Source organism: Ruegeria sp. AB9, assembly GCF_056542585.1.
This window is the reverse complement of the sequence record NZ_JBQGAA010000023.1, coordinates 21,484-34,826: the sequence shown is the minus strand read 5'-3', so window position 1 is coordinate 34,826 and position 13,343 is coordinate 21,484. Positions and strand designations below refer to the sequence as shown.

The following is a 13,343-nucleotide window of genomic DNA, read 5'->3' as shown; positions in this document are numbered from 1 at the left end:
CGGTCAGCCAATAAAGGTCGCTCATGTCACCGCTCCGTTTTTCAAAACGTGAATCACGTGGCACAACGAAAATCAATGCATCCTGACCCTAGTGAGGAACACCATGCGTAGCTACGAAAAAGTACTGGCCAAATTGGAAACAGATATTGTTCTGCGCGATCAGGACATCATTGCTGGTTTCACAAAAGATTTCAGAAAAAAATACAATGGCAGCAGCCAGGCTTTGCTACGGCCAAGAACCGTAAACGACGTCGCACAAATTGTAGAGCTCTGCGAACAGCAGGGAGTCGGTCTTGTCCCAGTTGGTGGAAATACAAGCTACTGTGGAGAAGCAACTCCGAGCACTCAAGGAGATCAACTGCTTATCAGCTTGCAACGAATGAGCACAGTCCGTGAGGTCGATACCAACAACCTTTCTATGACAGTCGAAGCAGGGTGCTTGCTTTCCGATGTTCAGTCTGCGGCGGCTGCCGAAAACTTGTTCTTTCCCCTTTCTCTGGGATCACAAGAATCCTGTCAGATCGGAGGAAACATCTCGACGAATGCCGGAGGCGTGTCTGCGGTGAAGTATGGTGTAACAAGAGATTTGGTCTTGGGATTGGAGGCTGTCCTCCCCAATGGGCAAATTCTCAGCAACCTGTCACCACTGCGCAAGGACAATAGGGGATATGCCTTACATCAACTCCTGATTGGTGCAGAGGGCTCACTTGGGATTATCACGGCGGCGTCTTTGCGTTTGCTACGTGCGCCATTGGCACAAGTCACAGCTTTTCTGGCTATCCGTGAGATCGGAGATCTTATGCCACTTCTCGCGATGGCCCAAAATGCGACTGGCGAAGCGATTACATCTTTTGAGTACATTTCGAATGAGTCGCTTCAACTACTTTTAAACAAAGTACCGGAATTGCGCCGGCCAACCAGCGATGCCGCAAAACACTATGTCCTGATCGAGGCGACCACTTCTTCGAATGTTTTATCACTTGACCCAGCCATTGAGGCTTTTTTTGAAGCAGGAATGGAACAGGGCTTGATCCTTGATGGCGCCATCGCTTCGAGCGAACAACAGCGAAAGGATTTCTGGAATCTAAGAGAACATATTCCAGAAGGCGAAGTATTGAATGGCAGTTCGGTTAAGCATGATGTATCCGTAAGGGTCTCAGATGTTGGTCGATTTATTGACCTTGGGTGCGCGCTTGTCAGACAGTATGGACAGGGTGCCCGACTTTCCATCTATGGACATGTCGGCGATGGCAATGTTCACTTTAATCTTCTCGCACCGGAAGGTTCAGACAACGCAACGTTTCTTGAAATGCTACAAAGCGAAGTTTCCCCTCGGATCTATGATCTGGTTGCTAAGATGGACGGGTCATTCAGCGCAGAATACGGACTAGGGCAGGAAAAAATCCAACTCAACGATGTCTATGGCGATCCGGTAAAACGCGCAATCATGGCAACTCTAAAAGAAGCCTTGGACCCGAAGAACATCATGAACCCAAACAAAGTGGTCCGCGTTGGATCTGTAGCAATTTGTTAGAGTCAGGGCTTGTTCCTGTTTCATAGCCAGAACAAAACGGTTGCGGCGAGCTCGATTGCGAACAGAAGGCCTTGGGGCTCCTGTCGTAGTGGATTGCCATCCGCCGCCAATCCTTAAGCCTTCCGAACACGATCTCGATCCTGTTGCACCGTGTGTATCGGCGCTTGTCATATCTGAGCGCGCGCTATCAGACCCGCAATCGGAATGACAGTTGGGAGCAGAGTTTGCGACAAAACTTTTGAGTTTTTCGCCAAATAGTGAAGTGCTAAACCCATTACGTGCAAAATTTGGCTTTTTTGCTCTTTACTTTTGATGAAGTTCAAAGTGCCTATCACATCTGATAAGTACCGCTTATCAGGTTTATTGATTTCGTACGGAAATAGACGCAGAATGTGCCTCATGAAGCCCCTTGCGCCATACCTCCCAGCCACTTCCCCGGCCCTCTCCGCTGTGGATCAGGAGGCGCTGACAGATCTTTATATCCGCGGCACCCCCGCCAATACGCTGCGGGCTTATGAGCGTGATCTGCTCTACATCACCGCCTGGGCCAATGTGGCCTTCAAGAAACCGCTTGAATGGCCGGAGCGCCAAGACATCGCGCTGGCTTTCATTCTCGATCACGCCCGAGATCTCAATGACGCGGCACCAGATGATCGCGCCCGCCGGACCGCGGAGGCTCTGATCACACAAGGGCTACGCAAGTCGCTGGCCTGCCCGGCTCCGTCGACGCTGGACCGGCGCATCGCCTCCTGGCTGGCCTTTCACCGGATGAAGAACCTCGCCAGCCCGTTCGACGCGCCGCAGGTGAAACAGGCCCGGGCCAAGGCGCGCCGCGCCGCCGCCCGCCCCCCTGCCCCGAAATCGCAGCACCCGATCACCCGCGACATTCTCGAGCAGCTGCTGGCCACCTGCCGCGGATCGCGCCGGGATTGCCGCGACCGGGCCATCCTGATGCTGGGCTGGGCGTCGGGCGGACGGCGCCGATCGGAGCTGACCGCATTGATGCGCGAGGATGTCAGCCTGAAAGCGTTCGAAAAAGAAGGTCTGGTCTGGCTCTCGCTGCTGGAGACCAAGACCACCCAGAAGGGCGAGACCCCGCGGCTGGTGCTGAAGACCCGTGCCGCGCAGGCTTTGGTGCACTGGATCGAGGTGGGTGAGATCAGTGACGGCCCTCTGTTCCGGCCGATCTCCAAAGCGGATCGGGTGCTGAAACGCCGCCTCAGCCCGGATGCGATTGCACAGATTGTCAAACACCGATTGAAGCTTGCCGGACTGCCCGAAGGCTTCGCCTCGCCCCACGGGCTGCGCTCGGGTTTCCTGACCCAGGCGGCGCTCGATGGCGCCCCGATCCAGGCCGCTATGCGCCTGTCCCTGCACCGCTCAATGGCACAGGCGCAGAAATATTACGATGACGTGGATATTGCAGAAAACCCGGCGGCAGATCTGTTAGGGTGAGCACTTACTGAGTGTTCAATGGAATGCCAGCCTGCAGGATTTTCTGACTGCAATGCCGATGTCTTGTTCGCTGTCGCATTCGTCAGGGTAGCCAATGCAGAAACATGTCGCAGTCGACCGCAATAGATCCCCAGACAAAACGATTAGCTGACGGAGTTACAAACTTGTCCAGAAATATAGGTGTCACTCTGTACTCCGCTGGAACAATTCCCGACAGGCTCCCAAGAGCACGGAATACGAAGCACTCATACAAAAAGCGTGCGCTTTGTCTCAGTGCATAAAGTTCACAGCTGTGAACTTTTTTCCCAACATGTAGTAGAGCTCATAGTCCACTACCCTACATGTAAAAAAAGGTTGACTTGAATCACTTCATCAGGTCTCAGTGATGGTAGAGCGTAAATCGCCAATTCGAGCATACAGATGTAACCATGATCCCAACCACACCTATCGCATCAACCTCCCCAGTTGATATCAGCAGTGAGATCAGTAGTCGATTGAATCTCGCAATCAAAGAACACCTACTTGCGGCCTATGCTCCAGACTCGATAAAGCAGCTGCGGCTTTTCCCAGCTCAAGAAGTTTGTGACCTGATTGGCATCAGCCATCAGTATCTTCGCAAAGCGACTGTTGAGGGCGCCATTCCCGAGGCTAGTGAAATCAAGCACGGTCGCAGGTATTATACAGGTCAGGAAGTTTGGGAATTGCGGCAGCTTCTGGACGCCCGCAGTAAAACTCCAGGACGATATCTCCCCAGTCGGCGCGAGGGTGAGCCACTACAACGAATTCAGGTTATGAATTTCAAGGGCGGCTCCAGCAAATCCACGACATGTATTCACCTTGCACATTACCTCGCACTACAAGGCTTCAGGGTGCTTTGTGTTGACCTTGATCCTCAAGCTTCGCTTTCGGCAATGTGCGGCCTTCAAACCGAGCTGGATGAGAGTATTGATACCGTCTACGACGCGATCACTTACCATGATCCGATTTCGATGAAGGATGTCATCCGAGAAACGTACTTTCCTGGCCTTTCGATCGCGCCAGGCGGGCTGATGCTGTCTGAGTTTGAGGCAGAGTCGGCAAAGCTAAACAGCAAGCAGCACCCCTTCTTTGCGCGCCTTCATGACGCCATCATGTCGGTGGAGGCCGATTACGATGTGGTTCTGATCGATAGCCCCCCCAGCCTTGGCTTTATCACAATGGGTGGTATGGCGGCCGCAACGTCGGTGATTGTACCACTAACTCCTTCGATGCTCGATGTCGCATCCACCGCGCAGTTTCTCAAAATGACTTCGTCGTACATGGAGGTAATTGAAAGAAGCGGAGCAAAACTTGTTTATGATAACTACCGCCTCTTGGTTACACGGGACGAGCCGGTCGATACACCATCTCAGACAATTGTCGCGTTCATGCGAGCCCTCTTCCAAGAGCGAGTAATGACCGCGACCAGCCTAAAAAGCACCGCCATCAGTGATGCAGCCATGCTTCAGCAATCAATCTATGAGCTGAATAGGTCTGACCTGACACGGGCAACTTACGACCGAGCCAAGGCATCAATGGATGCCGTCGGTAAAGAAGTAGAAAACATGGTTCTTGAAGCGTGGGGGCGCATCTGATGGCAAAAGAGCGCAGAGCAAGAAAGCGTCACTCCAGCATGATGGAGATCGCAGAGCAAGCAACTATGGAAGTCAAGGACACGGCCCCTTCCCCTGCCCGACCAATCACTCCGGGTCTCCAATTCATTGAAGACACCTATAACGCTATTGATGAGATCGACCCCGATCTTGTTGATGATTGGGGCGTGGAGGATCGGCTCGAGAAGTTCACAGCTGTGAACTCCGGAGCTGACGAAGACACGGACGTCCCCAACCATTCACTTGAACAACTGGCGGACAGTATTCGAGAGAATGGTCAGCAGGTGCCAATTCAGGTGCGCCATGAGCCTGGTCGAACCGGGCGTTATCAAATCATTTATGGTCGCCGTCGACTGGCTGCCTGCCGCTATCTGAAAGAAAACTACCCAGATGAAAACATTAAGATCAAAGCTAACGTTGTCGACCTCGATGATGACAAGGCTCTGATCGCCAAAGCTCTCGAAAATGCGTCCAGGAAGGACCTCACATTCTATGAGCGCGCACGCTTTGCTACAGACATCATTGCTTCAGGTAAGAACAGGTCAGAGGTCATAACAATAATGTCTCTGACAAAGTCCGGATTGTCCAACTTGGAGCGCATCACGAAGTCAATACCGCGCGAACTGGGTGATGCCATTGGAGCTGCACCAGGCTTCGGTCGCACCAAGTGGATGATCTTGGTAGACGCTTTGGATCAAAAGGTGATCACACCTCGCAACGCACTCCGGGAACTGGAAAAGCTGCCTCCCAGCTCTTCTTCAGATGAACGACTCTTGGCACTGCTTGATGAGATAAAAAGGAAATCCGAAACACCTAGACCGAACCCCAGAATCGTCGGAGAAGGCCTAGCAACTGTTAAACACGGGGCCTCCGGGCTAAACATCAGCATTAATGACAGTGCGGCCCCTGGCTTCTCTGATTGGCTGGATGAGCACATTGAAACTTTAATGAAGGAATTCCGAGACCGCTTTGAGGCAGTGAGCGGCCGGAAGTAAGAAGTTCACAGCTGTGAACTAAATCAAAGGCAAGCGAGCAAAGGAGAAAGGTAGAAAGAAATAGCCCCCGAAAGCGGTGATGCTCCCGAGGACCAAATCTTGTCTAGCAACTTGAATTTAGCTCCTCTCGAATCGCCACACAAGAAAAAACACCCTTGGGTGGGCGATATTTCTGTGTCTGCTGACAAAAAACCATGAGGACAGTAACAAATTGCGCTCCAATAGGAGCAGTCAGGTCATTAACCGGGCAGGGGAGTAGTGCGCCCAAATGGATGCAGCTCCGTGCTATCGAAGAAGCCCGTGAACCACTTGGGCTGAAGGCGACGAGCATCTCAATTATGCGAACTATGCTATCATTTATGTCAGCTGATCGTGTCAGCGAATTAGCCGATGACCATCACATCGTCTATGCTAGCAACGCTGCAATAGCTGGGCGCGCCCACGTGAGCATTCAGACAGTGGAGCGTCACATCTCGAAGCTGATCAAGTTGGGCATCATTCAACGCGTTGCCGCTGCAAACGGCAAAAGATGGTGCAGACGAGATGAAGCAGGGAAGGTGGCACTGGTCAGCGGCTTGTCACTACTACCACTGGCAACCCGTCATGCAGAATTCACAGCCCTTGCCAGTGAGTATCGACGCACACAAGAGGCCCTTCGGACACTGCGGGATGAGTGCACACTGGCGCTGACCCGGCTTCAGGATGCCATCTCAGATGGTGTTCAGGATCTACTCGTTCGGGCGCGACTGATCCTGCGCCGTCGGCCGCAATATGACGTTCTTGTGGAGCTGCTGGACGAGATCAATGAGAGCACTTCTGTGGACAACCACCCATCACAACCCTGCGAGGCCATCAATTTGAGGGATGGCGACGGTGAAATTGAGGGGCACAAAGAACATTCACTGAATCATAATTGTAAAAAAGAAGATCATTCTCAGATTAAGGTGACCCAGGATCAAATGGAACACGCATTCCCTCGGCTGTGTTCAGAATTGAGGTTTGCCCGAGACCAAGCGCATTGTGATCAACTAATGGACCAGTTGGCCGACCACATGCTGCTTGGAGAGGCTTGGTATGCAATGAAATTATCACATGGCCCAGCGATACGCTTCATGGCCTTAGGTTATATCTTGCAGCGTGTTGAGAGGATTCAAAGCCATAGATCCTACCTGACATCGATCATGGGCAAGATTGATCGAGGAGACATGGAGCCAACGGCACTGTTAACACCTCAGATAACTAGGCAGGGTGCGTTGGAAAATCTCAAGAATACTTAGAGTGCTGTACAGGACACTTTTCCATCATCTGCTTCGGATTTGCGAAGAACTGCGCAACCGCATTTACGATGGCAGTTATGACGCGGTGCGCCGGAATTTGGCCAGTTGCTCGAAGGCGACACCGGAAGCCTCGGCATTGGCTTATCTCCGAGGAATGATTGGGAATAGGAGGGCAGGGGAGTTGTATATTAATCGCCGCCTCTATGGAGGATTTAGCCGGTAGATAGCTTGAGTTTCCTACACGTAACATGGCGCAATGGACCGAACCGCCTTGATTGTCAAGAATTTGGTCCATATATTGTGGCAACAGGAGTGATCGATATGGAATTACGTGATCTTGTAGAAAACCGGATGATCTCACCGGATCGTCTGGCCCGGCATCTGAAAACCACCAAGCGCGAGATCGGTGAGACTTTGGGCATTGCCCCGGAATCCTTGTCTCGGCGGCAGCGTGTGGCTTCAGTATCAGTCCAGACATCCTTGCGTCATCTTGTCGAGATTCTGAATGCCGTTGCACCGGCTGTTGGAAGCTCGCTCATGGCTTATGCCTGGTATCGGTCTGAACCCATTGTGGGTTTTGGCGGACGCACGCCCGAGGAAATCGTAAAGGATGGAGAAAACGCAGCGTTGAAGTCCCATATTCTGCGGCGTCTAGAAGGCGGTTACGCTTGAAGCATGCCATCAGGGTGCAGCGTACTGTCATCCGCGCCGCAAAGCCGCGTTGGTCGTATCTGCCAACATCGGGGGAGGGGGCTGCGCGACGGGGTGGGCGGTTCAACCCGATCGGGGAGCCCGCACTCTATACGTCGCTTTCTCATGAATCAGCCGCGCGTGAGGTGCGTTTCAGCCTGAATCAAGAACCCTATACCTTTTATTTTTTGGCGGTTGATTGCCATCATATCGTTGATCTGACCAGCCGAGATACCAGACTGGCATTGGGCATCACTTGGGAAGACATCGCCAATGACAACTGGGAATCCGAGATGCACAAGGGACTGATCCCTTCAACTCATGATGTTGCGGAAAGTCTGAAAGGCGAAGGCTATGCCGGTGTCCTGGTGAATAGTTTCGCATCGGGGGCCACTCCGGATGACATCAATCTGGTTCTTTGGGATTGGGACGCGGTTGACCATTTGCCGTCCAGTAGACCAAATGTGGTGATGGTCCTACACCGGGACGATCTACCGAACAGTGATGTATCCTGGCAATAAATCTGAGCCCCTGATTTCAAGAGTTTCACTATTGCCCGAATACCCGCCATTTCTATCAACAAACTATAAAGAGCTTGGCGCTGAAAAACTGGCGCAGATCGCACTGGAAGATCTGAAAGGTACGCGCGCTGCATTCATCAGATCACTTTCTGCGTCCGTAACACGCTGTTTTTCAACAGAATGGGCGGAGAGCGGCCATTCGCTGTCATCGTAAAATTTTTAGCTGCAGGCATCCAAAGCAGACGTTAGTTTGCTCTACGACGCTTACAACGAAAGGCGCTCAGGGTAGTTACTTTTGCTTTTTCTTCAGATTGAGATTCACAATATTGCACGAACACCGAAGTCCGTCGGGAGAAGTACCTTTGGGTGTGATGTACAGCCATGATCCGCAGTCATCGCATTGCGCGCATGCCAAAAGATCCTTGAACGCTTGAACAATGGGTTTGAAGTCATTTGGACTAAAGTTGGCCCACTCATTGAAATGTACTGCTTTGTTGATCGTCCAGTCTTCTTCGCCCTTATGGGTGTTCGCCTGCTTTAGCCGCTGTTTGCGCGCAAGTGCCTTGGATTTTTGGTCTTCGTTACCCCATGATTGCGCCGAGTCGATGGCCTTTCCTAAAAGGTCTGACAGCCTGGACATAGCACTTGGTAATAGCCCTCCAAGATCGTAGCTGTTGTCAGCTCGAAAGACAGTTTGTGCTGCAAGTTGATCCGCGAGCAATCGAGAGACAAACTCCATGTGACGCCGCAATATCGGTGCAGCAACTTCGACCTTGCCTTTCGCCAAGGCTGTATCAATTTCCGTCCAAATCTCCGGATTCGACTCCACCAAAGGACCAGTCTCAACTGACCAACTGTCAAATACCATTGACGTCTTTCGCGACACCAACTTCGCTGAGCGCATCTGCTCTGCCCAAACTTTGTCGTGCGTTGCTATTATGAATTGCGTGTCTGGAAATTCCGTCATCAACAGTTTGCAGAACTGGTATCGATGGTCTGCATCGACTGACATGACTACGTCATCAAGCAGCGCGACCGTAAAGCTATCGCCGAGTAGTCGCTTCATCAAAGCAAGGTAGAGACAGACCCCCATTCCGTCCTGATGTCCTTCGCTATGGAAAGCCCCTGGCGGGAAGAGGCCCCGCTCATAAAAGTTCACGTCGAAATCGAGTCGCCCTTCTGTGGCCTTAAATCGGGCAACGAATTTCTGCTCGTCGCCATCATTCAAGATGCGGTAGAAGTTGCTGAAGTCATCCTCCACAGCCTCATATAGCTCGTCGAGTTCAGACTCCATTGCGGCGCACCATGCGTTGTAGGCGACTTTCCCGGCGTCACGGGCCTTTTGCGCCTTCTTCTCAGCCTGCCGGGCTGCTTTGTAGTCCTTAAACCTTTGTTCCGCGTTGATTAGAAAGCTCTGCGCGGCCAAGGTCGCTGACTGGTCGGGCTTCGCACGTATCGCGTCAACAAAAGCTGCAAGCTTTGCTTCGAAGTCTTCTGGAATGTCCGGCCATCCGGAAGTAAGCCGATCTTTGAGCTCCAAGATCTCCGTAAATGACTTTAGCCGTTCCTGTAGTGAGGCGAGGTCTTTGCCCCAAGCCATCACGCTCGCTAACATCTCGGTCGCGTTTTCAAGTTTCGCAATACGATGCGCTTCGATCAATAGCGCCTTTAGGACTCCAACCTCCGTTGAGAGCGCCGACGCGTGATCCAAAAGTTTCTGCTTAAGTTCCCCGGCAGCCTTCGATTTCTGCTGCTTTGCATGCAGATGCGAAAGTAGGTGTGCTTCATCTGGCCATTCATGGTCGCACATCGGACATGAGGGGCCATCGACCAACTTCAATCCGCGTTCCACCAACTCACGTTGCTGCAACGAAACAAGAAGCTGTGCGTCATTTTCAATTTGCTCGATCTTAACAACAAGCGCCTGCGCGTCTGGCGAATTTGCCTGGCCAAACCCCGCTATCAACCCAGAAAGCTTGTCTAGTTCAATCAGTGCGGCAGGCTTGTTGAGTGATATTTCTTCGTTAGGCTCTGCCAAACCTTGGTCGATGACGGTCTCGGCCGTAATGGCATGATGGATCGCGAGGCCAAGCAGCTCGCGCTTTGCATTTACGGCTCCCAGCATCTCGGCTGCAGACAATGAGGCAATCTCCAAGTGCTGCATCAGTGTGTTTTTCTTGTTCAGCGTATCCTTTTCAGCAGCGATCGCAGCCCGATTGAGTTTGCCGGAAGCAGTGTTCAATGCCGAACGAGTCTGGCCCAGTTCATCGATCTTCAAAATCTCTTGAATTTGCGCAGAGCGTTTTGTTGGTTCGACCAGGATGAACTTCAAAATTTCCCGTCTCGCCAAAGTTATTTCGGGATGCTGAGCAACCTCATCCAATATCGCCACGATGTCCGGATCGCTCGGCTCAATCTTTGGCTTTTTGGGCGCAGATATCTTACGGGTCAGCTTGGCACTCTTGCCCAGCGTCGGAAATGATACTTCAAGCTCTACAAATGCCGCATCTGGGAATTTGATGCGGTCAACGTGCGGACCATGATCTCCAAGCGACAACCCTTTGGTTCCCGTTCCGGTCAGACGACCAACCTGACCTGTGAGTGCAAATTCAATTGCATCGATGACCCCGCTCTTGCCCGAGCCATTCGGGCCGGATACCGCGAAGGACTTTTCGGCAAAGTGGATGTCGAGCTTCCGAATGCCGCGAAACTCTTCGATATGCGCCGAAGCAATCTTGATCACAGAATCTCTCCACCGTCCGGGAGGGCGAAGATTGCGGCAAGATCGTCCGGTTTGATCTTCCCGTCTGCCTTTAGGAGAGCTTCAAGCTTTGCGGTCTTGGATTGATCGAATGTCTCATTTTCGTCCAGAGTCTGGAGGAACTTTTTTACAACTGCATCTTGAAGCGACGCCATATTTCACCGTTTCTGTTAAATCCAATTAACTATAGGTTGAGCGGCGCATTTCAGGAAGCGGCAATCGTCAACCCTACCAATGGCCCGAGACGGGTACAGACCGTCCTCCTTTTGATTGAAAAGCTTTCGATATCGCCATAAGTTCGCCAGAACGAAAAACGAACATCTGGGGTGCGATAATGGGCTATCAAGTTGAGCTCACGGAAGATGAGACAGAGATCCTCAATGGCATCGAGCTGGATCAAACTGCGCTTGATCATGAGCAATACAAACGACAAGCGCTGTTGATCTTGGAGCTACTAAGGTCTTTGGCAGAGCGGAACGCTATCCCCGAAATCCGCCTGAAATACTGGTCAGACCCTGAGTATCACCTTGGGCGGCTCAAGACCTCCTACAGGGGCCGGTTTGAGCGCAACGGAAACCAAGGCGACGAAATTTACACCCACCCCAACTTCTTACCTTACCTGCGGTTCTTTCTCTTCGGTGCTCAGTTGCCAGCGGCGGCAATTGCTGAGTTTGAAAAGGTGGTTGGCAAACCGGAATGGGTATCGTCGGGCGATATCACCGACATTAGCAAGGGAACTCGGGATATCGTTCGTAAGTACGGATTGCAGGATCAAGACGAAGAGTTTTACCGGCTCGCACTGGATGTCGGTTTGGACCAATGGTTCGCTAAGTCTGTCCGGGATGCAGTGAAACAGGTTCGCTAGCATAAGCCAATGCGTGAGCACTACAGGAAGAAGCTAAACAAGCTGCTGTCGCGCGCGCGCGACGAAGAGTTCATGCAACTCTTGTGGGCCACTCATATTTTACAAACCAAAAACCCCGACCCGGCGCGCAAGTTCATATTGCCAGAAACCATTCCTGACGGCGCAATCAGCGCGAAGAGGCCAAGCAAATACTCGATTCATAAGTGGGAAATCGAGACGCTGGCAAACGAGTTGATGACAGTTCCAAAGGCCAAGCCGAATAGAAACGGACCAACAAGGTTCCTACGCTGGAACCACTTTGGTGCAGCCATGGACTGCGTGAATTGGCTTCGGAAGCTGGAAAATATTGAGTACCGAATTCAGAAGAAGCGGCAAGATATCTTTATCGAGATGGGGCGCATCGCGGCGCGGCAGTTCGATTGGCAGCGCGGCTTTGTGAATATCCCCCAATTCTACCGAAATGCCTATGTTTACGGTCAAGGCCCTTGCGCGGTTCAATTCGAGGATACGCATGGAATCTCGCTGAACCGCTTTTCACAAATTGGGTTCATGCTCTTTGTGTCTCTGACCAACTTCCCGGTTGTGCGGAACGACAATACTTGGGCTAAACTGGGTGTCAGTTGGAAGGAAGTCGAAAAGGTCTTGGCGCTCATTGCAATGCCGTTTCCAAAGGCAGGGGCTTTGGCATGCGACAGGCGACGCAAGACGATCCACACCGCAGACAAACCGAGCATTCTTCGGCAAACCCCCTGCTTACGCTTTGGCCAAGAGTGCGAACGAATTCGCGCGCCTTTACCGGAACTCATCCTTGAACGGGTTACATCTGGCGTCTTTTACGATGTGGTGGGCGGCGGTGGTCCCATTCGAGACGACTACGGTAGACGTTTCGAAGATTACTGTGCGCGCTACCTTGCTGAAACGTTGCCCGATTTAGAATGGGAAAGAGAATTCAGCTACCGAAAGAAACCGAACAACTTTGACACCCCAGACGTTCTTTGTGGGCAGAACGGGAAGATTTCAGTCGCATTCGAGTGCAAAGCAACGCGAATGTCGCAGCAAGCGATGTTTGGGATGAACCCGATTGAGGCGAGAGGCTATCAAGACATAACGAAGGCTATTTTCCAACTGTGGCGGTTCTTCTCACACTGCCGCCGGGGATACGCAGGGAGAACTGCCGATGACGATGCCATTGGAGTGGTGCTGACATTGGACAACTGGCTTGTGCTGGCTGACACCCTGAGAAAACAGGTTCTAGCAGACGCAGAAAAAATGGCGCTTGAAAAGGACCCCGAGATCTCTGAGGCAGACAGAAAACCCATCGTCTTCGTCGCTGTTCCGGAACTTGAGCGCACATTATCGACTTCAACGGAAGCTACCTTTTTACAGGCCTTGAAATCAACCAACACCAAAAAGTATTGGGGCTGGCGATTGGACGGCGTGCACGACGATTTGGTTGCGGGTACAGCGCATCCAAATCGAGACTACCCGTTTGCCGATGAACTTGGAAAACTACTCCCGTGGTGGGATGAACTTGGCGAAGAACGAGGCGATCGCCGCGGTCGCTAAACTTGTAAGCACCTCGGGTGCCTACTTTTCCGTGATCAGAATACTTTC

11 protein-coding genes and 1 pseudogene are annotated in these 13,343 nt (G+C 52.0%); 9 read left to right on the top strand and 3 right to left on the bottom strand.

Going from position 1 to position 13,343, the window contains the following annotated elements:
- The first annotated feature begins 103 nt into the window (after positions 1-103).
- Positions 104-1,534 carry an FAD-binding oxidoreductase gene (locus tag ACR0K5_RS23705; RefSeq protein ID WP_480632001.1) on the top strand — a complete coding sequence of 477 codons (1,431 nt, stop codon included), beginning with the start codon at positions 104-106 and terminating at the stop codon, positions 1,532-1,534.
- 20 nt (positions 1,535-1,554) lie between these two features.
- Here ACR0K5_RS23705 and ACR0K5_RS23700 read toward each other — a convergent pair.
- Positions 1,555-1,718 (bottom strand): annotated as a pseudogene (locus ACR0K5_RS23700) (IS5/IS1182 family transposase); the annotation flags it as partial.
- A 266-nt stretch (positions 1,719-1,984) separates the two neighbouring features.
- On the opposite strand from ACR0K5_RS23700, the gene ACR0K5_RS23695 reads away from it, so the two are divergent.
- The 6 genes from ACR0K5_RS23695 to ACR0K5_RS23670 all read left to right on the top strand — a co-directional run bounded on the left by ACR0K5_RS23695 (position 1,985) and on the right by ACR0K5_RS23670 (position 8,103).
- The gene (locus ACR0K5_RS23695; RefSeq protein WP_480632000.1) at positions 1,985-2,989 is read left to right on the top strand and encodes a tyrosine-type recombinase/integrase; all 1,005 of its coding nucleotides are present in this window, start codon (positions 1,985-1,987) and stop codon (positions 2,987-2,989) included.
- Positions 2,990-3,417: 428 nt separating this feature from the next.
- Positions 3,418-4,602, top strand: coding sequence for a plasmid partitioning protein RepA (gene repA, locus ACR0K5_RS23690; protein ID WP_299665466.1), 1,185 nt, complete (start codon positions 3,418-3,420; stop codon positions 4,600-4,602).
- Positions 4,602-5,615, top strand: coding sequence for a plasmid partitioning protein RepB (gene repB / locus ACR0K5_RS23685; RefSeq protein WP_299665463.1), 1,014 nt, complete (start codon positions 4,602-4,604; stop codon positions 5,613-5,615). Before repA ends, repB begins: the two co-directional genes overlap by 1 nt.
- Before the next feature lie 194 nt (positions 5,616-5,809).
- The gene (locus tag ACR0K5_RS23680; RefSeq protein ID WP_480631999.1) at positions 5,810-6,892 is read left to right on the top strand and encodes a helix-turn-helix domain-containing protein; all 1,083 of its coding nucleotides are present in this window, start codon (positions 5,810-5,812) and stop codon (positions 6,890-6,892) included.
- A gap of 321 nt (positions 6,893-7,213) precedes the next feature.
- Positions 7,214-7,564, top strand: coding sequence for a hypothetical protein (locus ACR0K5_RS23675; RefSeq protein ID WP_170638481.1), 351 nt, complete (start codon positions 7,214-7,216; stop codon positions 7,562-7,564).
- Positions 7,561-8,103: an RES family NAD+ phosphorylase gene (locus tag ACR0K5_RS23670; RefSeq protein WP_480631998.1), complete on the top strand. Its 543-nt coding sequence runs from the start codon at positions 7,561-7,563 to the stop codon at positions 8,101-8,103. Before ACR0K5_RS23675 ends, ACR0K5_RS23670 begins: the two co-directional genes overlap by 4 nt.
- 289 nt (positions 8,104-8,392) lie before the next feature.
- Here ACR0K5_RS23670 and ACR0K5_RS23665 read toward each other — a convergent pair whose 3' ends face one another.
- Together ACR0K5_RS23665 and ACR0K5_RS23660 are read right to left on the bottom strand one after the other, a co-directional pair.
- The gene (locus tag ACR0K5_RS23665; RefSeq protein WP_480631997.1) at positions 8,393-10,846 is read right to left on the bottom strand and encodes an ATP-binding protein; all 2,454 of its coding nucleotides are present in this window, start codon (positions 10,844-10,846) and stop codon (positions 8,393-8,395) included.
- A complete protein-coding gene (locus ACR0K5_RS23660; protein WP_480631996.1) occupies positions 10,843-11,019 on the bottom strand; it encodes a hypothetical protein in 177 nt (58 codons plus the stop codon). The genes ACR0K5_RS23665 and ACR0K5_RS23660 overlap by 4 nt, the downstream gene beginning before the upstream one ends.
- Positions 11,020-11,198: 179 nt before the next feature.
- Between ACR0K5_RS23660 and ACR0K5_RS23655 the strand changes: the two genes are divergently transcribed.
- Positions 11,199-11,729, top strand: coding sequence for a hypothetical protein (locus tag ACR0K5_RS23655; protein WP_480631995.1), 531 nt, complete (start codon positions 11,199-11,201; stop codon positions 11,727-11,729).
- A 9-nt stretch (positions 11,730-11,738) separates the two neighbouring features.
- Positions 11,739-13,295, top strand: a complete 1,557-nt coding sequence (locus tag ACR0K5_RS23650; RefSeq protein ID WP_480631994.1) for a hypothetical protein — start codon at positions 11,739-11,741, stop codon at positions 13,293-13,295.
- The last annotated feature ends 48 nt before the right edge of the window (positions 13,296-13,343 follow it).